Genomic DNA, 22808 nt, shown 5'->3' on the forward strand with positions numbered 1-22808 from the left:
GCCGACACCTTTGGACCTGATCGTTCAGAGCCTTCTGATTGAATGACACATGATCGCAATTGAGAATCACTTCCAAATAAACAGGAGGTGCAATCTCAATGTCCAACCCCAACCGCCCACATCCATGGAAGCTGCTGCCCACATCCCTTGGCCTGCTGGCATTCGGTGAGGCCGGCCTGGCAGTCGCCACGCAAAACCCCGGCCACTCATCCGATGCCGCAGCCGTCACTCTCGATACCACCCATGTCAGGGGCGAGCGCGAACCCGGATACAAGCGTGAAACTTCCGAATCGGTGAAGTTCACCGCACCGCTGCGTGAAACCCCGAAGTCGGTGACCATCATCACCGAAACCCTGATGCAGGAACGCGCGGTATCGACCCTGGCCGACGCACTGCGAACGACACCCGGCATCACCTTCGGCGCCGGCGAAGGTGGTACGCCACTGGGCGATCGCCCTTTCATCAGGGGCTTCGAGGCCAGCACCGACATCATGATCGATGGCATTCGCGATGTTGGACGCATGACCCACGAGGCCTTCAACATCGAGCAGATCGAAATCCTCAAGGGACCAGGCTCGGTCTACTCCGGGCGCGGCTCCACCGGCGGCAGCATCAACCTCATCAGCAAGACTCCAAAGCGCGAGTCCTTCACGTCCGCCAGCCTGACCCTGGGCTCCGACCGCCTGCGGCGCAGCACCCTCGACCTCAACCAGTACCTGCCCGAACAAAACATGGCCCTGCGGCTGAACGCCATGAAACACGAAGCAGATACTCCCGGGCGCGATGATGTCGAAGTCACCCGTTGGGGCCTGGCGCCGAGTTTTTCCTTCGGCCTGGAAACCGATACCCGTGGCACGCTGAGCTACTACCACATGCAGAGCGACGATATCCCCGACCAGGGACATCCGGTGTCGGCCATCACGGGCAAGCCGGTCAAGGTCGATCGGGACAACTACTACGGCTTTGCCAAGCGCGACTTCCGCAAGACCTCCGCCGATATCGCCACCCTGCAACTGGAACACGACTTCAACGACCAGCTGACCCTGCGCAACACCACACGGCAAGGGCGCAGCATGCAGGACTACATCATGAGCCGGCCGACATTCGGCACCGATACGGACTCCATCGGCAATGAACTGGCCGGTGTGGTGATGCGCGGTCCGGCTCGTGGCAGGAACGTGGTCAACACTTCGTTGATCAACCAGACCGACATCTTCGGTAAATTCGACACCGGTCCCATCGGCCACAGCTACAGCGCGGGCCTGGAATTCTCCCGCGAGCGGATCGATGTGAAGAACCGCTACTCGCCCTCCCGGCGAGGCTCCGACCCAGGCGACCTGCACACTCCCAACCCCCGCGATCCCCATGCCCCGGTAGCACGAGGCAATGGCAACCACGACGTCACCCGGCACAACAACCGCGCCCTGTACGTGATGGACACCCTGGCCCTGCACGAGCAGTGGGACCTGAACCTTGGCGCACGCTTCGATAGCTACCACGTCCGGGACGCCGTGCAGAGCAATCGCAGCAACATCTGGACCTACCAGGGCGGTATCGTCTTCAAGCCCCTGCCCTACGCCAGCATCTACTTGTCCTACGGCACCTCGTTCAACCCATCAGGGGAAACCGCAGGCCAATCGGGAGGAGCCGATGGCGCCGCCGGCGGGCGCTTGAGCAACCTGGATCCGGAAAAGAGCCGCAGCATCGAACTGGGTACCAAGTGGGACCTGCTCGATCAGCGCCTGGCCCTGACGGCCGCCGTTTTCAAGACCGAAAAGTCCAACGCCCGGACCTACGACCCGATCAGCAACGAAGTGACCCTGGATGGCAATGTCGAGGTCAAGGGTTTTGAGGTGGGCGCCACCGGCCATCTCACGGACCAGTGGGAAGTGATGGCAGGCTATACCTATCTGGACGCCAGGACGGTCAAGTACGCCTCAGGCAGGAACACCAACTTCGACGGCAATCGCGCCAAGTTCATCGCCCCCAACAGCGGTTCGGCCTGGACCACCTACAGCCTCACCGATCGCTGGAAGGTCGGGGCCGGGGCCAACTACGTGGACAAGCGCTACACCGACGACGCCAACACCCGCAGCCTCGATTCCTATTGGCGCTACGACGCCATGCTGGCCTATCGGGTGAACCGTAACCTGGACCTGCAACTCAACCTGCTCAACCTCACCGACGAGACCTACTACGACGCGTCCCACGTCGGCATGTTCGCCATCGTCGCCCCTGGGCGTTGCGCAGAGCTGGCGGCCAACGTCCGCTTCTGATCCCCTGAATACACGAAGGCCGGCTGCACATGCTCGTGACGCCGGCCTTTTTCGTGCCTGACCTGAATCCAGGCTCCCGGGCGATCAGTTCACCTCGCCCAGGATCAGGTCGAGCCTGTCACTCCGACTCATCGCCATCCAATGCCAGCTTGGCGCTGGGCACTCCGGTGTTGGCTCCCCAGTAGTAGATGCACAGGGCCATGAGCGTGACCGTCAGAGTGTCGAACGGATGGGCCAGGACGCCGATGCCGCCAAAGCTGCCCAGGTAGGAAATGCCGATGGTCAACGCGTAGAAAGCGATCAGCCACAGGGAAGAACGTACCTGTTCGCCCAGGCTCAGGTGGTCGGTGGGCACCAGGCGCTTGCACAGCAGGTAGATCACGAACATCAGGATCTGCAGCCCCAGCAGCCAGGACACCGTCCCCCAGCCTGACCAGTAGACGATCAGCGCGGCGATCACGAAGGACACCGGCCCCAGCAACGCAAAACCCTTGACCCGGAAGGGCCGTGCCAGCTCCGGAGCGCTCTTGCGCAAGGCGGCGACGGTGATGGGCGCCACCGCGTAGCTCAGTACCAGCGCCGCGGACACCACGTTGATCAAGGCCTCCCAGGACGGGAACGGCAGGGTCCAGAACACCGACAGGCCGAAGGTCAGCCACAGCGCCGGGCGCGGGATGCCGGATTGTTCGTCGATGCGGGTGAAGATCTTGAAGAAGGTGCCGGTGCGAGCCCAGCCATAGACCACTCGCGGCGTGGCGTTCATGTAGATGTTGCCGCAGCCACTGGGGGAGATCACCGCATCGGCCACCACCAGGTAGGCCAGCCAGCCCACTCCGAGGGTCAGGGCGATATCGCGGTATGGCAGGGAAAACTCCTTGCTGATGCCGCTCCAGCCGTTGGCCAGCATTTCGGTGGGAATGCTGCCCAGGAAGGCCAGTTGCAACAGGCCGTAGATCAAGGTCGAGAGCAGCACAGAAAGGATCAGGGCAATGGGAATGGTGCGCTGCGGATTGCGCACTTCACTGGCCACCGAGATGATCGGCGTCAGGCCCAGGTAGGCGAAGATGATGCCCCCGGCCGAAACCGCCATCTCGATCCCCGACATGCCGAACGGGGCAAAGCCCTGGACGTGGAAGTTGTCGGGCTTGAAGAAGGTGAACAACACCCCGATCACCAGCAACGGCACGATGAACTTGAACAGGCTGATGAAGTTGTTGGATTTGGCGAAGGTCTTGACGCTGTTGTAGTTGAGCCAGAAGAACAGGCACAGCAGCGCGAACTGCACCAACCAGCCGATGAGCGTCGGATTGCTGCTGCCTTCATGGGTCAGGCTGGGGAACCAGGCCGCAGCATATTGCCGGGCCGCCACCACTTCGATCGCCACCAGGCTGGAGAAGGCGATCAGGGTGATGAAGCCCATCAGGTAGCCCAGCAACGGGCCATGGGAGAACACCGGGTAGCGCACCACGCCGCCGGCACGGGGCAGGGCCGCCCCCAGCTCGCAATAGACGATACCCAGCAGCAGTACGGCGAAACCGCCCAGCAGCCAGGAGAAGATCCCCGCTGGCCCGGCGATCGCCGAGACGTGGCTGGCAGCGAACAACCAGCCGGAACCGAAGATCGCACCCAGACCGATGAAGGTCAGGTCCACCAGAGAGAGTTGTTTCTTGAATTTACCTTTGCCTGACATGGAGGCGCGCCTTTATGGGTTATTGGAATAGGCAGATCGGATGTCACGCCGAGGGAGCCATCGGCGTTCATCGCGTGTCGTGGTCCTTGAGTCGCGGGGCCGGCAGCCTTCAGCAGCCGGTGCCTGGGAGGGTTGCAACCGAGGGATCCGGCAGGCCTGGCGACAGCTCGCCAGGGGCCTGCGGATCAAGGAATGAACGGGCTTCGAACACAGTAGGTGCGGTGGGCAAGGCACCGCTGTGACTGAAGGCTGTACGGCTCATGGTCTTTTCCTTATATGAAATCGTCCCAGCCGATCAGGGCTGGAAACAAAAACCAGAGTCGCTTTTTATCCTCGTGGCAGCTTGAGGGTTTTCCTCCGCGAAATAGACGAAATCGGCACACTTTTCCATTCCTCTCCAGCACCATCAGATGCAGCGCTGCGCCATTTTTCCTGCTGCCAGCCGCCAGGGCCGAGTACCTCCAGGGCTCTCTCCCGGCACTCGTAACTATGCTGATTTCGTCATCGCAAGCAGCGAAAACCCACAAGCGGCGCAGCCCTCCCCTGGCCCACTCTGTAGCTCTTTTTCATCAGGTGCTGCCATGAACAGAATTTCCGTGATCGACTCCCACACCGGCGGCGAGCCCACTCGCCTGGTCATCGATGGTTTCCCAGGGCTTGGCCAAGGTTCCATGGCCGAACGCCTGCAGATCCTGCGCGACCAGCACGACCCATGGCGCCGCGCCTGCGTCCTCGAGCCCCGGGGTAGCGATGTGCTGGTCGGGGCCCTGCTCTGCGAGCCGCAGGCGCCCGACGCCTGTGCCGGTGTGATCTTCTTCAACAACAGCGGCTACCTGGGCATGTGCGGCCACGGCACCATCGGCCTGGTGCGCTCGCTCTACCACCTGGGACGGATCGACTGCGGCGTGCACCGTATCGAGACTCCGGTGGGCACGGTGGAGGCCACCTTGCACGACGACCTCTCGGTGAGCGTGCGCAACGTGCCCGCCTACCGCTACCGCCACCAGGTGGCCGTGCAAGTCCCCGGCGTGGGCCTGGTGCACGGCGATATCGCCTGGGGCGGCAACTGGTTCTTCCTGATCAGCGAGCATGGCCAGCGCATCGCCCTGGACAACGTCGAGGCCCTGACCCAATACACCTGGAACGTGCGCCAGGCCCTTGAGGCCAACGGCATCACCGGGGCCCAGGGCGGGGTGATCGACCATATCGAACTGTTCGCCGACGATCCCCAGGCCGACAGTCGCAACTTCGTGCTGTGCCCCGGCAAGGCCTACGATCGTTCGCCCTGCGGCACCGGCACCAGCGCCAAGCTGGCGTGCCTGGCGGCGGACGGCAAGCTCGCCCCGGGCCAGATCTGGCGCCAGGCCAGCGTCATCGGCAGCCAGTTCAGCGCCTACTACGAAACCGCCGGCGAACAGATCATCCCGATCCTGCGGGGCAGCGCCCACATCAGCGCCGAAGCCACCCTGCTGCTGGACGACAGCGATCCGTTCGCCTGGGGCATCGGTTCGTGAGCCAGGCGCCCACCGCCGATGTGATAGTGGTTGGCGCCGGGATCATCGGCGCCGCCTGCGCCCACGAACTGGCCCGGCGTGACCTGCAGGTCCTGGTGCTGGACGATGCCGCAGGCGGCGCCACCGGTGCGGGCATGGGCCACCTGGTGGTCATGGATGACAACCCGGCGGAACTGGCCCTGAGTCACTACTCCCTGGAGCTCTGGCGGCGCTTGCGCGAACGCCTGCCCGAGGCCTGTGCCTATCGTGGCTGCGGCACCCTGTGGCTGGCCGCCGATGCCGGCGAGATGGACCTGGCACGGGCCAAGCAAGGCATCCTGGCCGAGCATGGGGTAGCCACGCAGATGCTCGACGGCCAGCAACTGGCGGCGCTGGAACCCATGCTGCGCAAGGGGCTGGGCGGTGCGCTGAAAGTCCCCGGCGACGGCATCCTCTACGCTCCCGCCACCGCCCAGTGGTTGCTGGACAGCCATCCGCGAATCAAGCACCTGCGTGCCCATGTACGGAGTCTTGCCGGGGACCAACTGGAGCTCGACGACGGCCGCCTGCTGCGTGCTCCCAGGGTGTTGCTGGCCAACGGCCTGGGCGCCCGCAGCCTGCTACCGGCACTGCCCTTGCGAGCGAAGAAGGGCCACCTGCTGATCACCGACCGCTATCCACGCCAGGTCGGCCATCAGCTGGTGGAACTGGGATATGCCGCCAGCGCCCATGCCAGCGACGGCGCCTCGGTGGCGTTCAACGTCCAGCCGCGTCCCACCGGCCAGTTGCTGATCGGCTCGTCCCGCCAGTTCGACATCCTCGATCCAGAGGCCGACCCGCAGGTATTGGCGACGATGCTGCGTCGTGCCGTGGACTACCTGCCGGACCTGGCGCAGCTCAACGGCATCCGCGCCTGGACCGGCTTTCGTGCCGCCACTCCCGATGGCCTGCCGATCCTCGGCGAACACCCACGCCAACCCGGCTTGTGGCTGGCGGTCGGGCATGAAGGCCTGGGAGTGACCACCGCCCCTGGCAGTGCCCGACTGTTGGCGGACCTGCTGCTTGGCGAACGCCCGGCGATCGATCCACGCCCCTATCTGCCCGGGCGTTTCGCCGCCCTGACTGGAGAGACCCCATGATCATCTACCTGGACCAGCAGCCATTGCAGGTGCGCCCAGGCATCAGCGTCGCCGCCGCGCTGGCCGCCAGCGGCGACCTGCGCACCCGTACGTCCTGCACTGGCCGGCCTCGGGCCCCCTTCTGCGGCATGGGTATCTGCCATGAATGCCGGATGACCATCGATGGCCACCGCCAACTGGCCTGTCAAACCTTGTGCCGCGACGGCATGCAGGTGGAGCGCAGCCAATGACCGCTCCACGCCTGCAATGCCAAGTACTGATCGTCGGCAGCGGCCCGGCAGGCCTCGCGGCGGCCAGGGCCGCAAGCCGCAACGCCCGTTCGATCCTGGTGGTGGACGACAACCCGCGCCCCGGCGGCCAGATCTGGCGCAACGGCCCGGACCATCCACCGAGCGCCGCCCAGGCCGAGCGCCTCGAGGCCTTGCAACATCCGACGGTGCGCTACCTGGGCGCCACCCGCATCGTCTGTGCCCTGAGCCCGCGCCGCCTACTGCTGGAAGATGCCCGGCAAGCCTGGCAGGTGGAGTACGAACAGTTGATCCTGTGCTGCGGGGCCCAGGAACTGCTGCTGCCGTTTCCCGGCTGGACCCTGCCCGGCGTCACCGGTGCCGGAGGCCTGCAGGCGCTCCTGAAGAATGGCCTGCAACTGGCCGGGCGCTCAGTAGTGATCGCCGGCAGCGGACCGTTGCTGCTGGCCAGTGCCGCCACCGCTCGCCAGGCCGGGGCCCGAGTGACCCGGGTGCTGGAACAGGCTTCGACAGGCGCCCTCCTGGGCTTCAGCAGCCAACTGTGGCGCTGGCCCAACAAGCTGGCCCAGGCCTTGCGCCTGGCGACCCCGGCCTATCGAGGCAACGCCCACGTGGTGGAAGCGCTCGGAGACCAACACCTGGAAGCCGTGCGCATCCGCGTGGGCCGACGCGTCGAGGAGATCGCCTGCGACTACCTGGCCTGCGGTTTCGGCCTGGTACCCAACACTCGCCTGGCCAGCCACCTGGGCTGTCGCCTGGAACAAGGCGCGATCGCCGTCGATGCCGAACAGCGCAGCAGCCTGCCCCACGTCTACGCTGCCGGCGAATGCACCGGCATCGGTGGCAGCGAACTGGCCCTGGTCGAAGGCGAGATCGCCGGCTGCATGGCCACCGGACAGACCGATCGGGTCGCCAGCCTGGCACGCCAGAGGCAGCGCTGGCAGCGCTTTGCCGGTCAACTGCGGAAACACTTCGCCTTGCGCCCGCAGGTCCTGGAGCTGGCCCGGCCTGATACCCTGCTGTGCCGCTGCGAGGATGTCCCCTACGCCGCGGTGGCCGCGGCCCCTGACTGGACCACCGCCAAGCTGCAAAGCCGCTGCGGCATGGGAGCCTGCCAAGGCCGGGTCTGCGCCAACGCCGCCCAGCAGCTGTTTGGCTGGAGCGCCACACCACCACGGGCACCCTTGGTGCCGGCACGGATCGCCACCCTGATGCAGGACGCTGAACAACAGCATTCCGGTACCTGAGGACCGCCGGCCGGGCCACCTTCCCGGCTGGGCCAGGCCCACACTGGCATGCTCCCTGGCTCGATCAAGGCTCCACCGAGCCCCGGAGAGAGAACGACGATGATCGATAGCGCACAGCTCAACCAACTGCCCCAGGCCATTGCCGCCCAGCGCCCCCGGGATATCGACGGCCTGCTGGCCAGCATGGAACTGATCACGCCCCTGCTCGACTGCGTGCCCAACGTGGTGTTCTTCATCAAGGACCTGCACGCGCGCTACCTGAGCGCCAACCTGACCCTGGCCCAGCGTTGTGGCTTCAAGAACATCCGGCCACTGTTGGGCAAGACCTCCGCCGAGGTCTTCCCCGAGATGCTCGGGCCGGTCTACACCGAACAGGACCAACGGGTTCTGCGCCAGGGCATCACCATCAAGGGCCAGCTGGAACTGCACCTGTACGGCAGCCGCGAACCCGGCTGGTGCCTGACCCATAAGCTGCCGCTGCACGGGCGTGATGGGCAGATCATCGGCATGGCCGGCATCTCCCTGGACCTGCAGGCCGCCCGCGACACCCACCCGGCCTATGAACGCCTGGCGGCGGTGGACCGGCATATCCGCGAACACTACAGCGAAGCCATCCGCCTCGAAGACCTGACCCGCATCGCCAACTTGTCCATCGCCCAGCTGGAGCGCTACTGCAAACGCATCTTCCACCTCACGCCACGCCAGATGATTCACAAGGCCCGCCTGGAGCACGCCTCGCGCCTGCTGGTCACCGAAGAACCCATCACCGAAGTGGCGCTGCAATGCGGCTATACCGACCACAGCGCCTTCAGCCGGCAGTTCAAGGCGCTGACCGGCCTGAGCCCGCGCCAGTTCCGCCTCAATGCCGGACGCTGACGGCCACTCTCCAGGCCCTGCCCGCCGGCGGCTGGCAGGGCTTCATTCCTCGCAGAAGGTGCGGTAGTCGAACAGGCGCTGGAACCCCACCTTGCGATAGATCGACAGGCCGTCGAGGGACGCTTCCAATACGCAGATCCCGGCCCCTTCCCGCTTGGCGATAGGCAGTACCGAGTGGATCAGCGCGGTGGCATAGCCCCGCCCCTGGCACTCTTGCAGGGTGCCGATATCGTCCAGCCGCGCCACGCCCGGTCCCATCGACAAGGTCAGGGCACTCACCGGGCGCTGGTCGACGTACAGCACGAAGTGGCGCAGGTTCCGGCCAGCCTCTGCCGCCGCCCGATGCCGGGCCAGGTACTGCTCGATCCCGCCACCACTGGAGGCGAATGCGCTTTGCACCGGCACGCCCCAATCCTCCAGGCAGTCATCGGTGCCGCGCACATCCGCCAGCCCTTGCATGGCCGGTGGCGCTGCATAGGCAGCCAGGTCCAGGACCATGCAGGTGGTGCGGTCCGCCGGCTGCAGGCGCTGCTCGCGCAATTGCTCGCTGACGCGGGACACATGCTCTTCGGGCACCACCACGCAGAACGGCATGTCGGTACGCTGCAAGAAGGCCACGCCTTCGGCCAACTGCGCGGCACTATCGACGCCCAGGCCGCGCATGATCAGCAGGTTCAGGCTGCTGGCCTCGACGCCGGTGCAATAGGCACCCAGGTCCGGACCGAAACGCCGATAGAACTGGGAAATGGATACGAAGAAATAGTCTTCCGCCTGGTGGTACAGGTCGATGACCGAAGCCCCTGCATGCGTCATGCGCTGTCTCCTTGAACCTCGTGACGCCGGGCGGCGCCACATCCCGGCCACGTTAAGCCCGCAGCCCACGAGGCTCCAGCACAATCCTGTTTTATTCTGCGAAGGAATGTTCCGACGTGTAACCACAACAGGACGCAGCGCCCACCCTATGCCGGACGGGCGCGCTGCCCTCATCCTTCCTGATAGTCGGGAAGGCGACCGGCCTGCAGGGCCTTGGCCAACTGTAAGTGGTTCTCCAGCTTGGGCAGGGTTTCCTCGGCAAAGGCCTTGAGTTCCGGCAGTTGGCTGTCCTGGGCCTGCTGGCGGATCTGGCGGATCGCTTCCTCGGTACTGCGGATCTGGTTCGCGGCATAGGCACGGTCGAAGTCCTCGCCCTCGGCGACGACCGGGACCAGGGCCTTGGCCTTGCTCATCACCTGCTCACGCGGAGCCACCGGCAAGTCCAGTCGCTTGGCAATCTTGGCCAGGTGCTGGTTGGCCGTGGTGCGGTCATTGATGACCTGGATGGTGTATTCCTTGACGGCCCTGGAAGAGGTTTGCTGGTGCGCCTGGCGGCTGGCCTCGATATCGGCCATGCCCTTGGCCGAGGCGTCGTCGATGAAGGCGGCGGGAGACTGGGCCAGGGCTGAGCTGGCCCACAGGCCCAGAAACAGCGCCAGGCCGGCGCTGCGCATGCCAGTGGCGATGGTCTTCATGGTACGGCTCTCCTGTTGCAGTGAATCATCGGGAGTGGCGACTCCCGTCTGCATCGGAAAACCCAAGCCGGCGAAGGTTTAGCCGGAACGACGAACGGTGCGCGCAGCCCCCCCGGTCCCGCGCTCAGACGTTGGAACGGCTCTTGTGGGCTCGCTTGGCCGCGTACATGGCCTCGTCGGCATGCTTGAACAATTGCTGCTCTTCCAGGCCGTGTTCGGGATACAGGCCAATGCCGATGCTCGGCAGAATGCTCAATGAATGGCCATCCAGGCGCAGCGGTTCGCCCAGCTCCCGGCGCATCTTGTCTGCCACCCGCTGGGCATCGTCGTCATGTTGCACGTTCTCCAGGAGGATCACGAACTCGTCGCCACCGATCCGCGCCACGGTGTCGACCTCCCGCACACAGCCCTTGAGCCGGTTGGCCACCGCCTGCAAGAGCATGTCGCCCACCGCATGGCCGCAGGTATCGTTGACCTCCTTGAACCTGTCCAGGTCGACATACAAGAGCGCCATGCGCCCCGACTCCCGCCGAGCGCGAGCCAGGGCCTGGCGCAGGCGCTCACGCAGCAACTCGCGGTTGGGCAAGTGGGTCAGCTGGTCGTACTCCGCCATGTAGTGCAGGCGAGCATGCAGTTGCTTGCGTTCGATGACCGCAGCCAACTGGGCGCTGACGTACTGCAGCAATTCCTGGTCCTGCTCGCCGTAGCCCGGGGAGCCCGGCGCGCTCTTGACCACCAGCACGCCGATGGTGCCCTTCTGCGCATTGAGCGGTACCCCAAGCCAGCAACGGGGCCCCTGCAGAGCGGCGAACTGCTCCCATAGCTCCCGCGTAGATGGGTTTTCGGGCGTCAACAGCAACGGCTGGCCGCGTTGCAGGACCTCGCCGCAAAAGCGCCCGATCAGGGTCCCCGGCAGCTCCGCACAACCTTCACAGTCATCCACGTGATAGGGAAAACCCAGGTTTTCGGAACGCTCGTCATACAGGGCCAGGGAACAGTTCACGGCCGGCAGCCACTCGCCGATGATCCGGTGCACGTGCTTGAACAGCGCCAGCAGGTCCTCGCAAGCATGGGCGGCTTCGGAGATTGCGTAGAGCGCCGCTTGCCGGGACTCGGCTTGCTTGCGCTCGGTGATGTCCCGGGCCACGGCGATGCGCAACTGGTCGACTTCCGACCACCGCGCGGACCAGAGGATGTGCGCCACCCTGCCATCCTTGCGCAGGTAGCGATTCTCGAAATTGGGCTTGGGCGCGCCACCCATGATTTCCCGGGCGGCTTGCAAGGTGCGCTCACGGTCATCCGGATGCACCAGTTCGATCATCGGCCGGCCGACCAGCTCATCGGCGGTATAGCCGAAGACCCGTTCGCAAGCGGCGCTGACAAACACGAAGCGACCGTCCGAATCCACCGCACACACGGCGTCCAGGAGCAGGTCGATGAAACTGGCCAGAGGCGCGGAGTTCTTGGTTGCCATCAGAGAAAGCTACTACCCATGAAGAATGCACTTGAGTACCCATCCCTTGAACCCGGCCAGCCGGTGCCTGGCACCGGCTGCACACCGCCGCAACCTGCGAACGGCCCCGCTTACGACTTGTTGCCGACCAGCCCCGGCACTGCATGTACCAGGGCGTTGACCGCGAACCCGATGAACATCACGCCACACACCCGGGTGATCGCCAGCTCATGGCGCTGGTACCAGCCCCGCACCTGACGGGCGCCGACGATGCCGATGAGAATAGCGTATGCCGCAAGTCCGCCAAGGAAACTCAGGGCGATCAGGCCGGGCAACATCGACCAGCTGAGCATCTCGGCCCGGCTGGAAAGCAAAGCCGTGAATGTGGCGACCGCCACCGGATAGGCCTTGGGGTTGGTCAGGCCGAAAAGGATGCCGTGCCAGAAGGGATTGCGCGCCGCACCCTGGGGGTTGTCGGCGCTGCCGCCCTTGCTGCGAATGGCCCGCAGACCGAGCCAGAACAGATACAGGCCACTGAGAAAGCCCAGGATATTGAAGGCTTCGCTGCCGATTTCCCGGGCGCCGACAATGGCCACCAAGGCCGTGCTGCACCAGACCACATCACCGACCATATGCCCGCAGAGAAACCCCGCCCCGGCTTGCCGTCCACGAGCCGCGCCAATGCCGAATACCGCCAGCACCCCGGGTCCGGGGGTGATCGCATAAATGAAACCCGAGGTGATAACGGCCAGCAACAGCGATGAGGTCATCGACAAGACTCCAAGTCAGTACACCTCGCGAAGGGCGCCAGGCAGAGGATGAATGTGCAGGATTCTGCACGATCCCGAGGGCCGACCACCAGCGGCTTGTTCAACTGTCGAACAGGATGCTGCGCTTCTAGCCGGCCGGATAGAAACGCATGCCGGCATAGGGCTTCTGGCGACAGGCCTGCAAGCGTGACGCCAGGTCGCCGACATGGGCCTCGAGCCGATGCCCGTCCGGATCGAGAAAATAGAACGAAGCTCCCTCGCTGCGATTGTCGCGCCACTCCTGCACCCCAGCTTCACGCAGGCGCGAGACGAATGAATCGAAATCACCCGCCTCCAGGCTGAACGCATAGTGGGTGTAGTCGGCCACCGCAGGCGCCTGGCGTTGCCCATCCAGCGACAGGCACAACCACAGGCCCGGCAGGGACAGGTAGGCGCCGCCATCCCAACTGGCCTCCAGGCGCAGTTGCAGCAGCGAATGATAGAAAGCCAGGCTGCGGGGCACATCGGTAACCGCCAGGGTCAGGTGGTTGAGGCCGGTCAACATGGATCAGGATCCTTTCAAGGCGTCAGGAATCGGATAACGCACACCGTCGTAGTGCAAGGTCAAGGTACTGTTGCGAGCAGGCAGGTCACGGCTGTCGCAGCCATCGCCGACCTTGAAATGCTCGGTCTTGATTTCGCGGGTACGCACGATCAGGTCGGCGTAGCCATGACGCTGGCCAGGGCCCATCTGCAAGGTCCGGCGCATCGTCCGGGAATGCCCCGAGCACTGGCCTTCCCAGCCGAATTCTCCGGAGCTCTCAGCCACCACCAGCCCTTCCAGCAAGGGCAGGAGCTCCTTATCCTCGCGCCGGTAGAGGGTCAGCACGGACTTCTCATAAGGAGCGGCGCTGGAGTCATGGCTGTAAAGAACCCGCAGGCCAAAGGCCTGCTCCGCCCGGTTCAAGCGATAACGCGCGGTATCGATCTGCATGTCCTGCACGGCCACGGCATCGCAGAACAATGCCGAATCCTTGTAGTTGCTGGCCACGGCCCAACCGGAGTCACCATCCACCAGGGCCACATCCAGGCTGTAGCTGCGGGTGTCGGCATCCTCAGGCCCGGGCATCGGGGTCGCCCGGGCACTGATGCTCATCCCAGGCTGCGCAGGCCAGGCCTTGCAAACATGCAACTGCCCAGGAACATCGACGCGGTCATCACAGTCGGCCCGGGCCGCCGTGACCACCAACAAACCCAATAACGCCAGCCCCAGGCCAACTCCACAGCGCTTCATCGACACGCCTTCAAATCCCGTTCAGTTCATTGGGCAACACATAGCGCTGGCCATCGTAATGCAGGGTGGTCAACACAGGCTTGCTGGTGACGGATCGGGACTGGCACTGCTCGCCCTGGCCTTCGCCGAGGGTGGTGACGCTCACCGAGCGCACGATCAGGTCGGCATAACCGTGGCTGCCGGTCTTGGCGATATCCAGGGTACGGGTAGTCTCGACCCGCTGTCCGGTGCATTGCCCATCCCACTCGCCGCTGTAGGAATAGGCCACGAACTTCTCCATCACCGGACGCAGCCGGGCCCCTTCGCGCACGTAGAGGCTGAGCAGCACCTGATCGAAGGGATTGACCCGCGAAGAGCCGGAGAATGCAGCCCTGACGCCGAAGGCACGCACCTGCGGGGCCAGCTGGAAGCGCCCGGTGTCGAGCTTCAGGCTATCCAGGTGGATGGCGTCGGAGACGAAGGCCGCCGGCTGCCGGTAGCTGGCCAGCGCCTGTCCGCCCTGGCGATCCAGCACCGCCAGGTGCAGATCGTAGGAGCCGTCGCCGGAGGTATCGGCCACCGCCGGATCCGGCGTCAGTTCGGCCAGCAGACTGATGCTCTGGCCAGCGAAGGCCGGCCACTCCTTGCACAGGGAAAACCCCGGCACCTGGGCATTGCGTGGCGGCGGCAGGCACTGGGCAGCGACCGCCGCGCTGCCCAACAGCAACCCGATGCCACCCAGGATCTGGATCAGGGACGATGGACGGTTCATTCACGGCTCCTTGTGATGAGGGCAGACAAGGGCCGCACTATCCTCCGTGGAACCGCAGCTTTCAATGCAATCGACCAAGCAAATCACCCAGCCTGGCATGGACCGATCACCATTCCAGGCCTGACGAACGGCGGCCTCGCAACCACGACATGACGGAGTAGTATGTTGTATTACACATCACTACCACGAGAACGCTATGTCCATCATGTCCCTGCGTCTGCCCGACGAAATGGCTGAAACCCTTGCTCTGCTGGCGAAAGCGACAGGGCGTAGCAAGTCGTTCCTGGCGGTGGATGCGTTGCGTGAATACCTCGCCCGGGAAGCCTGGCAGATCGAGGAGATCCAAAAGGCGCTCGGGGAAGCCGATGCGGGGGATTTCGCCAGCACGGAGGAAGTAGCGGCCATCACGGGTAAATGGACCGGCAATGCACATTGAGTGGCTGCGAACAGCCCTGAAAAACCTGGATGACGAGGCGCGTTACATTGCCCAGGACAATCCTGAAGCCGCCAGGGAGTTCGTGGAGACCCTGCTCACTGGCATCGGGCATTTGGCGCGTTTTCCAGCCAGCGGGCGCGAAGGTCGGCTACCCGGCACACGAGAATGGGTCGTGCCTGGGTGGCCTTATCTGATCCCCTATCGAGTGCGCGGAAGTCGGTTGCAGATACTGCGCATCCTCCACACTCGCCGCCAGCCTCCGCAGCGCTGGTAGACCCCTGCAACGGCAGGGGCCCAATTCGCTCGGCGCTGCCCTTTTAGAACGCGTTGCGGAAAATCTCCTCGATCTGGCGCTGCTCCGCCGGACGCGGGTTGGTCAGGCCACAGGCATCCTTAAGTGCGTTGGCGGCCAAGGTCGGAATGTCCTGCAGCTTGGCGCCCAGCTCCCGCAGGCCAGCGGGGATCTCCACGTCACGGGCCAGGGTACGAATGGCGGTGATCGCCGCCTGGGCCCCCTCTTCCGGACTGAAACCACGGATATCCGCGCCCAGGGCATGGGCCACGTCGGTCAGGCGCTCGGCGCAGACCGTCGCGTTAAAGCTTTGGACGTGGGGCAGCAGCACGGCATTGCACACGCCATGGGGCAAGTCGTAGAAGCCACCCAACTGGTGGGCCATGGCGTGCACGAACCCCAGGGATGCGTTGTTGAAGGCCATGCCCGCCAGGAACTGGGCATAGGCCATGTTCTCCCGCGCTACCAGGTCGCCGCCGTCATGCACCGCCTGGCGCAGGTTGTGGCTGATCATGCTGATGGCCTTCAACGCGCAGGCATCGGTGATCGGGTTGGCCGCCGTGGACACATAGGCCTCCACGGCGTGGGTCAGGGCATCCATGCCGGTGGCCGCGGTCAGGCCCTTGGGCATCGCCACCATCAGTGCCGGGTCGTTGACCGACAACAACGGCGTGACGTTGCGATCGACGATGGCCATTTTCACGTGGCGCGACTCGTCGGTGATGATGCAGAAGCGGGTCATTTCGCTGGCGGTGCCGGCGGTGGTATTGATGGCGACCAGCGGCAGTTGGGGCTTGCTCGAACGGTCGACGCCCTCGTAGTCGCTGATATGCCCACCGTTGGTGGCGCACAGGGCGATACCCTTGGCGCAATCATGGGGCGAACCGCCTCCCAGGGAGATCACGAAGTCGCACTTGGCTTGCTGCAACTGGGCCAGGCCCTGCTCGACGTTGGCGATGCTCGGGTTGGGCTTGGCGCCATCGAAGATCGCCGAGTCGATGTCCTGCATGGCCAGCTTCTCGGCGATCATCCCGGCCACGCCAGCCTTGGCCAGCCCGGCATCGGTCACGATCAGCGCCTTGCGAAAACCATAGTTGCGAATGGCGCTCATGGCCTCGTCGAGGCAATCGATGCCCATGATGTTGACGGCTGGGATGAAGAAGGTGCTACTCATCAGGAAATCTCCAGGCGGGGGCCCCGTTCAGGGTCTTGATTCAATGTCTATGGGACAGAATCGACCGATCGGTCACTGGCGTTCTTGATCTGGCGCAAGGGTCGGTCGTGATAAAGTCGCGCCCCGACCACCTACAGCCCCGAGACCGATGACCGCAATGAAGGATTTCCAGGAATTTGATGCCCAACTTGAAGACTGGAATGCCCTGCGCGCAAGCACCCGGTTCACCGGCCTGCTGATCGGCAACGGCGCCAGCCGGGCGGTGTGGAAAGACTTCGCCTACGACTCGCTGTTCGAAAATGTCCGCAGCGTCGTGGAAAAACCCCTCGGCCAATCCGAGCTCAGCGTGTTCGAGGCCTTGCAGACCCGCAGCTTCGAGCAGGTCCTGGGTGCGCTGAAGACCACCAGCCGAGTCAACAAGGCCCTGGCCATCAGCTCGGCGGCACCGCGCAACCGCTACTACGCGATCAAGGAAGCGCTGATCAACAGCGTGCACGCCATGCACCTTCCCTGGAGCCTGGTACAACCCGAGAGCCTGGCGGCGATCAACGGCGAATTTCGGCGATACCCCACGGTATTCACCAGTAACTACGACTTGCTCAACTACTGGGCCGTGCAGCATGCCCCCCAGGGCCTGAACGACCTGTTCCAGGGCAGCGAACCGGCCTTCGACCTGGCTGGCACCCAGCCCCCTGGAACCCGCATTCTCTACCTGCACGGCGGCCTGCACCTGGTGCGCAACCTCGATGGCAGCGCACGCAAGCTGACCTCCACCGAAGGCACCCTGCTGGGCAATTTCGCCATCAACAACACCCTCAAGACGCTGGACGACGTGCCGTTGTTCGTCAACGAAGGCCCCCTGGCGGACAAGCTCAAGACCATCCGCAGCAGCGACTACTTGTCGTTCTGCTACCAGCAGCTACTGGACCACCAGGGTGCCCTGTGCATCTTCGGCCATAACCTGGGCCCCCAGGATGCCCACCTGGTCCAGGCGATCCGCCAGTGTGGCGCCGGCAGCCTGGCCATCTCCGTCTACCCGCGCAGCCCGGCGTTCGTCCAGCACCAGAAGCGCCACTACGCCAAGCTGTTCGAAGGCGTGGAGTTGAACCTGCGCTTCTTCGACTCCAGGACCCACGCCCTGGGCGACCCGGCGCTGGCAGTCCCGGTAGAGCGCTGAGCCAATCGACCACAAACGCCCCGTGTGACCGCTGCCGCACGATCACCCGGGCAACCAGATTGGCGCACGGCCCGGCGAGCCTTGTCGCCGCTTCGCCAGCCCAGCAGCGACGGTGTAGCGCATCACTCCTCGGCGCTGTGCACCACCACCAGCAACTGCGCCTGCTCATCCCCCAGGGAGCGGATGCGGTGGGGTTTCTGCGCGTTGAAATGCAGCGCATCGCCACGCTCCAGCACCACCCGTTCGTTCATGAAATCCACTTCCACCCGGCCTTCATGGACGAACAGGAACTCCTCCCCCAGGTGCTCCTTGAAGGTCTTGTCGCTGAACTCCCGGGCCGGGTAGATGATGAACGGCAGCAGGTTGCGCTCGCTGACCTGATGGGCCAGCACCGCATAACCCGGGGCCTGTTCATTGGCCGCCAGCGACTGGCGCTCGTGGCTGCGCACCAGGCTGTAGCTGTCGAGGCTGATGCTGTCCTCGGCGAACAGTTCCTCGACCTTGACGTTCAAGGCCTTGGCCAGCTTCAACGCGGCGGAAATCGACGGCGTGTTCAGCCCCCGCTCGACCTTGGACAGGTAGCTCTTGGTCATGCCGGATTTCTCGGCCAGGGCCTCCAGGGTCACGCCAAGTTTTTTTCTCAATAATTTCAAACGGATAGACATGTAGAGCGATTAATCCATCTAGGAAGCAACGATTGGCGCTTGCCAATGACACAAAGTGTCATATAGCCTCTTTAGTGTCATTCGCGCTCACCCAACGACCTCGCAAGCAGCGGGTGAGCTGTAGACCCGACGTCCATCGCACCGATCAAAGGACCCCGAAAATGGCCAAGACATTAGCATTGCCCAAGGAGCAACTGGTCAAGCAAGCCCTGACCCAGATGCACAATACCCTGGCGGATAATACGTGGACCGACCGGCAAAAGCTGGCCCTGACCTGCCGCATTCTATTCGAGCACGGTCACGACTCCGGCCTGGCCGGGCAGATCACCGCTCGCGGACCGCAGCCGGGCACCTACTACACCCAGCAACTGGGCCTGGGCTTCGACGAAATCAGCGCCAGCAACCTGCTGCTGGTCAACGAGGACCTGGAAGTCCTGGAAGGCCACGGCATGCCCAACCCGGCCAACCGCTTCCACAGCTGGGTGTATCGCGCCCGGCCGGACGTGAACTGCATCATCCACACCCACCCGACCCACGTCGCCGCGCTGTCGATGCTCGAAGTGCCGCTGCAGGTCTCGCACATGGACCTGTGCCCGCTGTACGAGGATTGCGCGTTTCTCGAAGCCTGGCCGGGCGTGCCGGTGGGCAACGAGGAAGGCGAGATCATCTCCGCGGCCCTGGGCGACAAGCGCGCGATCCTGCTTTCGCACCACGGCCAGTTGTCCACCGGCGCCAGCATCGAGGAAGCCTGCGTGATCGCCCAACTGATCGAGCGTGCGGCGCGCCTGCAACTGCTGGCCATGGCTGCCGGCAGCATCAAGCCGATCCTCCCGGAGCTGGGCCGCGAAGCCCACGACTGGATCTCCAAGCCCAAGCGCCACGGCGCGGCCTTCAACTACTACGCCCGGCAAAACCTAAAACGACACGCCGACTGCCTGAACTGATCCGCCCCTTTCATGCCTTGCAGGAGTTGCACCATGTCCACCCCGAACATTCACGGCATCATCGGCTACACCGTCACCCCCTTCAGTGCCCACGGCGAAGGCCTGGACCTGGAAGCCCTCGGCCGCTCCATCGATCGCATGATCGATGCCGGCGTACACGCTATCGCCCCCTTGGGCAGCACTGGCGAAGGCGCCTACCTGAGCGACGCCGAATGGGAACAGGTCAGTGAATTCAGCATCCGCCACGTGGCCCGGCGGGTGCCGACCATCGTCAGCGTTTCCGACCTGACCACCGCCAAGGCGATCCGCCGCGCGCGCTTCGCCGAAGCCCGGGGCGCCGATGTGGTGATGGTGCTGCCCGCCTCCTACTGGAAGCTCGGCGAGGCCGAGATCCTCGCTCACTACCAGGCCATCGGCGACAGCATCGGCGTGCCGATCATGCTCTACAACAACCCGGCCACCAGCGGCATCGACATGTCGGTGGAGCTGATCCTGAAGATCTTCCACAGCGTGGAGAACGTCACCCTGGTCAAGGAAAGCACCGGCGATATCCAGCGCATGCACAAGCTGCAACTGCTCGGCGAAGGCCAGGTGCCGTTCTACAACGGCTGCAACCCCCTGGCGCTGGAAGCCTTCGCCGCCGGTGCCCGTGGCTGGTGCACCGCGGCGGCGAACCTGATCCCGCAGCTCAACCTCGACCTCTACCAGGCGATGCGCGACAACGACCTGGAGCGCGCCCGCACCCTGTTCTACCGGCAATTGCCATTGCTGGAGTTCATCCTCAAGGGCGGCCTGCCTGCCACGGTCAAGGCTGGCCTGGAGCTCACGGGCCTGGCCGCCGGCGAACCGCGTCGGCCGGTGTTCCCCCTGGCCCAGGCCGCCCGCCAGCAATTGCAGGGGCTGTTGCACCAGCTGGCTTGAACTGCCGCTGAAAGTACAAGGCCCGAACGGTGCGAACCGCTCGGGCCTTGTGCCTGGTGCCACGGCGCTATTCGCGCCAACTGGGATCCTTGCGCATCTGCGCGATGAAGTCGTCGGCGATGCGCTGCAGATGCTCGTTGCGCCCGCCATCGGGGTTGAACAGCCCACGCCAGGCCCGGGTGCGGTTGTCGATCATGTACTTGGCCAATGGGCGATCGCCACGGCTTAAGTGGAACATCATCTGGCTGTTCCAGCTCACCGGTGCCGGCACGATGAACAGCGTGCAGGCACTGAGCAGGGTCAGGGGCAGGTTGTGCTGGTCCTCCAGATCGCTCTGGGCCAGGACGATGACGTTGTAGCCTTCGGGGTCATGCCCCCTTTGCACGTCGGCGAAGGCCCCGCCCCGGGCCAGGGCCTCGCGCAGTGGCGCGGACGTCAGGTCACCCATGCCGCTGACGTGGATCACCGGCAATTCGCGCGCCGGCTCCAGCTGCACGGGAGGCAGGCTGTGCCAGGTCTGGCAGCCGCCCAGCGCCAACAACGCGAGCAGCGCAATCAACGAACGAAGCATGATGTCGCAGTTCCCTTGGACAGTGTTCGAGGGCCTCACCCTGGTTCGCTCCAGGATGATCCGGCACGCAGGATAAACCAGCGTGGCCCTTGTCGACAAAATTCCGCCTCCAGGAAACCGCACCACGGACGCCGACTACCACCCGGCGGCCGGGCCCGGTCATGGGCTAGACCGCCGTCAGGTCCTTGATGTTGTGGGTCGGGCCATTGCTCTTGACGCTGGCGATACCCTTGTCCCGCGCGGCATCGGTGGAATACAGCTCGCTGCTGCCGATGATCTGGTGATTGGCTGCCTTGAGGTTGAAATAGGGTTTGCCGTCCTTGGCGCTCTTGCGCTCATAGCGCTCGTCCAGCGGGCTGTTGGCCTGGACCGAGGCGATGCCGTTTTCCGCTGCCGCGCGCGTGGTGTACAGCTCACTGGTGAGGATCACCTCGGCATTGGCAGCCTTGAGCACAAAACGAAACTGACCGTTGCTGCTTTTCTTCAACTCATACCATCCAGACATGCTGTCGCTCCTTGGCTGATCAATGGGCGTTACGCTGGTTCAGTAAAGCCGCTGCTGACGATTCAGCCATGCCGCCCCGGACTGAAAAAACGGTTCGCCACCCGTGCCAGCCCCAGGTGCTCGCGCAAAGTGCGCCCCGTGTAACGCTGGCGAAACAGGCCTCGCCGCTGCAACTGCGGGGTGATCAGCCGGACGAAGTCGTCGATGGCCCCCGGCAGGTGGGTGAACAGCACATTGAAGCCATCGGCGGCGTACTCCTGGTACCAGGTAACCAGTTCATCGACGATCTGCTCCGGGGTGCCCACCAGCACCTTGTGCCCGCTGGCAGACAGGCTGCGCAGCAACTGGGCCACGGTCGGCCGCTCCCGGCGAATCAGCTCCACCACCAGTTGCCGCCGGCTCTGGTGGCGTTCGGTGGAGCTGCCGTCGTCCGGCAACGGTACTGGCGCATGCAGCGCCAGGCGCGACAGGTCGATGCCCAGGTCCAGCAGATAGGACAAGGCCTTGAGCTGCGCCTGGGGATCCTGCAGCTCCTGCAACTGCTGATACTTCTCCTCGGCTTCGTTGAGGCTGCGGCCCACGGTGGGAGCGATCCCCGGGAAGATCTTCAACTGGCCGGCATGCCGCCCGTAATGGGGTAGCCGTTCCTTGAGCCCGGCATAAAAAACCTTGGCCTGGGCCAGGTCGGTCTGGGCGGTGAACACCAGTTCGGCGCAGCGTGCCGCCAGCTCGCGCCCCGGTCCCGAGGAGCCGGCCTGGGCGATCACCGGCCAGCCCTGCACCGGCCTTGGCGCATTCAACGGGCCCTGGACCTGGAAGTGCCGGCCGCGATGCTGCAACAGGTGCATCCGCTGCGGGTGCAGCCACACGCCGCTGGCCTTGTCCCGGGGAAAGGCATCATCGGCCCAGCTGTCCCACAGGCCGCTGGCCACATCGAAGAACTCCTCGGCCCGCTCGTAGCGCAGGTCATGTTCGGGGGGCTGGGGATGGTTGAAGTTCTCGCCGCCGATCAGCCCGGTCACCAGGTTCCAGCCAGCCCGACCGCCGCTCAGGTGATCCAGGGAGGCGAACTTGCGCGCCAGGTTGTACGGCTCGTTGTAGGAGGTGCTGGCGGTAGCGATCAGGCCGATACGCCGGGTCACCACCGCCAGGGCCGGCAGCAGGGTCAAGGGGTCCCAGCGCAGGCTGTAGGAGCTGTGGGCCAACACCCGCGGATCGAGCTCGCCCACCGCCACGTTGTCGTTGAGGAACAGGGCATCGAAACAGCCCCGCTCCAGGGTCTGCGCATAGTGGCGGTAACGCTCGAAATTCAACGACGCATCGGCATCCGCCAGGGGGTGACGCCAGCTACCGCCATGGGCACCGGAGCCGGAAAGAAACGCTCCCAGCCCCATCTGCC

25 protein-coding genes are annotated in these 22808 nt (G+C 64.5%); 11 read left to right on the forward strand and 14 right to left on the reverse strand.

The annotated features are described in order from the left end of the window. The first annotated feature begins 98 nt into the window (after positions 1 to 98). Positions 99 to 2276, forward strand: a complete 2178-nt coding sequence (locus tag CAG11_RS09045) for a TonB-dependent siderophore receptor (RefSeq protein WP_085596065.1) — start codon at positions 99 to 101, stop codon at positions 2274 to 2276. 118 nt (positions 2277 to 2394) lie between these two features. Here CAG11_RS09045 and CAG11_RS09050 read toward each other — a convergent pair whose 3' ends face one another. Next, on the reverse strand, positions 2395 to 3966 hold the full coding sequence (locus CAG11_RS09050) for an APC family permease (protein ID WP_022642836.1): 1572 nt from the start codon (positions 3964 to 3966) through the stop codon (positions 2395 to 2397). Positions 3967 to 4075: 109 nt separating this feature from the next. Beyond that, positions 4076 to 4228 carry a hypothetical protein gene (locus CAG11_RS33605; RefSeq protein ID WP_157064368.1) on the reverse strand — a complete coding sequence of 51 codons (153 nt, stop codon included), beginning with the start codon at positions 4226 to 4228 and terminating at the stop codon, positions 4076 to 4078. A 319-nt stretch (positions 4229 to 4547) separates the two neighbouring features. On the opposite strand from CAG11_RS33605, the gene CAG11_RS09055 reads away from it, so the two are divergent. From CAG11_RS09055 to CAG11_RS09075, 5 genes are all read left to right on the forward strand, one after another. Continuing rightward, positions 4548 to 5480, forward strand: coding sequence for a 4-hydroxyproline epimerase (locus CAG11_RS09055; protein ID WP_053135357.1), 933 nt, complete (start codon positions 4548 to 4550; stop codon positions 5478 to 5480). After that, positions 5477 to 6598: an FAD-binding oxidoreductase gene (locus CAG11_RS09060; RefSeq protein WP_053135360.1), complete on the forward strand. Its 1122-nt coding sequence runs from the start codon at positions 5477 to 5479 to the stop codon at positions 6596 to 6598. Before CAG11_RS09055 ends, CAG11_RS09060 begins: the two co-directional genes overlap by 4 nt. Beyond that, positions 6595 to 6828 carry a (2Fe-2S)-binding protein gene (locus CAG11_RS09065; RefSeq protein ID WP_022642833.1) on the forward strand — a complete coding sequence of 78 codons (234 nt, stop codon included), beginning with the start codon at positions 6595 to 6597 and terminating at the stop codon, positions 6826 to 6828. The genes CAG11_RS09060 and CAG11_RS09065 overlap by 4 nt, the downstream gene beginning before the upstream one ends. Then, a complete protein-coding gene (locus tag CAG11_RS09070; RefSeq protein ID WP_085596066.1) occupies positions 6825 to 8093 on the forward strand; it encodes an FAD/NAD(P)-binding oxidoreductase in 1269 nt (422 codons plus the stop codon). Before CAG11_RS09065 ends, CAG11_RS09070 begins: the two co-directional genes overlap by 4 nt. Before the next feature lie 99 nt (positions 8094 to 8192). Next, entirely contained in the window at positions 8193 to 8969 is a 777-nt protein-coding gene (locus CAG11_RS09075; protein WP_085596067.1) for an AraC family transcriptional regulator, read from the forward strand. A gap of 42 nt (positions 8970 to 9011) precedes the next feature. Here CAG11_RS09075 and CAG11_RS09080 read toward each other — a convergent pair whose 3' ends face one another. The 7 genes from CAG11_RS09080 to CAG11_RS09110 form a co-directional block, all read right to left on the reverse strand. Then, positions 9012 to 9782, reverse strand: a complete 771-nt coding sequence (locus CAG11_RS09080; protein WP_085596068.1) for a GNAT family N-acetyltransferase — start codon at positions 9780 to 9782, stop codon at positions 9012 to 9014. Between the two features lie 170 nt (positions 9783 to 9952). Further along, positions 9953 to 10477: a DUF4142 domain-containing protein gene (locus tag CAG11_RS09085; protein WP_085596069.1), complete on the reverse strand. Its 525-nt coding sequence runs from the start codon at positions 10475 to 10477 to the stop codon at positions 9953 to 9955. Positions 10478 to 10601: 124 nt separating this feature from the next. Continuing rightward, positions 10602 to 11951: a diguanylate cyclase domain-containing protein gene (locus CAG11_RS09090; RefSeq protein ID WP_085596070.1), complete on the reverse strand. Its 1350-nt coding sequence runs from the start codon at positions 11949 to 11951 to the stop codon at positions 10602 to 10604. Positions 11952 to 12061: 110 nt separating this feature from the next. After that, a complete protein-coding gene (locus CAG11_RS09095) occupies positions 12062 to 12700 on the reverse strand; it encodes a LysE family translocator (protein WP_085596071.1) in 639 nt (212 codons plus the stop codon). A gap of 127 nt (positions 12701 to 12827) precedes the next feature. After that, complete coding sequence (gene fos / locus CAG11_RS09100; protein ID WP_085596072.1) at positions 12828 to 13244, reverse strand: fosfomycin resistance glutathione transferase; 417 nt, start codon at positions 13242 to 13244, stop codon at positions 12828 to 12830. A 3-nt stretch (positions 13245 to 13247) separates the two neighbouring features. After that, positions 13248 to 13973: a hypothetical protein gene (locus CAG11_RS09105; RefSeq protein WP_085596073.1), complete on the reverse strand. Its 726-nt coding sequence runs from the start codon at positions 13971 to 13973 to the stop codon at positions 13248 to 13250. A 10-nt stretch (positions 13974 to 13983) separates the two neighbouring features. Then, entirely contained in the window at positions 13984 to 14724 is a 741-nt protein-coding gene (locus CAG11_RS09110) for a hypothetical protein (protein ID WP_085596074.1), read from the reverse strand. 196 nt (positions 14725 to 14920) lie between these two features. Here CAG11_RS09110 and CAG11_RS09115 point away from each other — a divergent pair, with 196 nt between their 5' ends. Then, the gene (locus tag CAG11_RS09115) at positions 14921 to 15160 is read left to right on the forward strand and encodes a CopG family ribbon-helix-helix protein (RefSeq protein ID WP_085596075.1); all 240 of its coding nucleotides are present in this window, start codon (positions 14921 to 14923) and stop codon (positions 15158 to 15160) included. After that, the gene (locus CAG11_RS09120) at positions 15150 to 15434 is read left to right on the forward strand and encodes a type II toxin-antitoxin system RelE/ParE family toxin (RefSeq protein WP_085596076.1); all 285 of its coding nucleotides are present in this window, start codon (positions 15150 to 15152) and stop codon (positions 15432 to 15434) included. The genes CAG11_RS09115 and CAG11_RS09120 overlap by 11 nt, the downstream gene beginning before the upstream one ends. Before the next feature lie 43 nt (positions 15435 to 15477). Here the strand turns inward: CAG11_RS09120 and yiaY are convergent, their stop codons facing one another. After that, positions 15478 to 16626 (reverse strand): L-threonine dehydrogenase, encoded by a 1149-nt coding sequence (gene yiaY, locus CAG11_RS09125; protein ID WP_085596077.1) that lies wholly within the window; start codon positions 16624 to 16626, stop codon positions 15478 to 15480. A gap of 157 nt (positions 16627 to 16783) precedes the next feature. On the opposite strand from yiaY, the gene CAG11_RS09130 reads away from it, so the two are divergent. Further along, positions 16784 to 17803: a DUF4917 family protein gene (locus tag CAG11_RS09130; protein WP_085596078.1), complete on the forward strand. Its 1020-nt coding sequence runs from the start codon at positions 16784 to 16786 to the stop codon at positions 17801 to 17803. A 122-nt stretch (positions 17804 to 17925) separates the two neighbouring features. On the opposite strand, the gene CAG11_RS09135 is transcribed toward CAG11_RS09130, so the two are convergent. Then, positions 17926 to 18468: a helix-turn-helix domain-containing protein gene (locus CAG11_RS09135; RefSeq protein ID WP_022642821.1), complete on the reverse strand. Its 543-nt coding sequence runs from the start codon at positions 18466 to 18468 to the stop codon at positions 17926 to 17928. Between the two features lie 161 nt (positions 18469 to 18629). Between CAG11_RS09135 and CAG11_RS09140 the strand changes: the two genes are divergently transcribed. Continuing rightward, positions 18630 to 19412, forward strand: a complete 783-nt coding sequence (locus CAG11_RS09140; RefSeq protein ID WP_053135387.1) for an aldolase — start codon at positions 18630 to 18632, stop codon at positions 19410 to 19412. A gap of 33 nt (positions 19413 to 19445) precedes the next feature. Next, on the forward strand, positions 19446 to 20333 hold the full coding sequence (locus CAG11_RS09145; protein ID WP_022642819.1) for a dihydrodipicolinate synthase family protein: 888 nt from the start codon (positions 19446 to 19448) through the stop codon (positions 20331 to 20333). Between the two features lie 67 nt (positions 20334 to 20400). Here the strand turns inward: CAG11_RS09145 and CAG11_RS09150 are convergent, their stop codons facing one another. From CAG11_RS09150 to CAG11_RS09160, 3 genes are all read right to left on the reverse strand, one after another. Next, a complete protein-coding gene (locus CAG11_RS09150; protein WP_085596079.1) occupies positions 20401 to 20904 on the reverse strand; it encodes a hypothetical protein in 504 nt (167 codons plus the stop codon). Positions 20905 to 21070: 166 nt separating this feature from the next. Next, positions 21071 to 21409 carry a YegP family protein gene (locus CAG11_RS09155; RefSeq protein ID WP_031321093.1) on the reverse strand — a complete coding sequence of 113 codons (339 nt, stop codon included), beginning with the start codon at positions 21407 to 21409 and terminating at the stop codon, positions 21071 to 21073. Between the two features lie 62 nt (positions 21410 to 21471). After that, a complete protein-coding gene (locus CAG11_RS09160) occupies positions 21472 to 22803 on the reverse strand; it encodes an LLM class flavin-dependent oxidoreductase (protein WP_085596130.1) in 1332 nt (443 codons plus the stop codon). Positions 22804 to 22808 lie beyond the last annotated feature (5 nt).

Source organism: Pseudomonas sp. B6(2017) (genome assembly GCF_002112765.1).
Taxonomy (GTDB): domain Bacteria; phylum Pseudomonadota; class Gammaproteobacteria; order Pseudomonadales; family Pseudomonadaceae; genus Aquipseudomonas; species Aquipseudomonas piscis.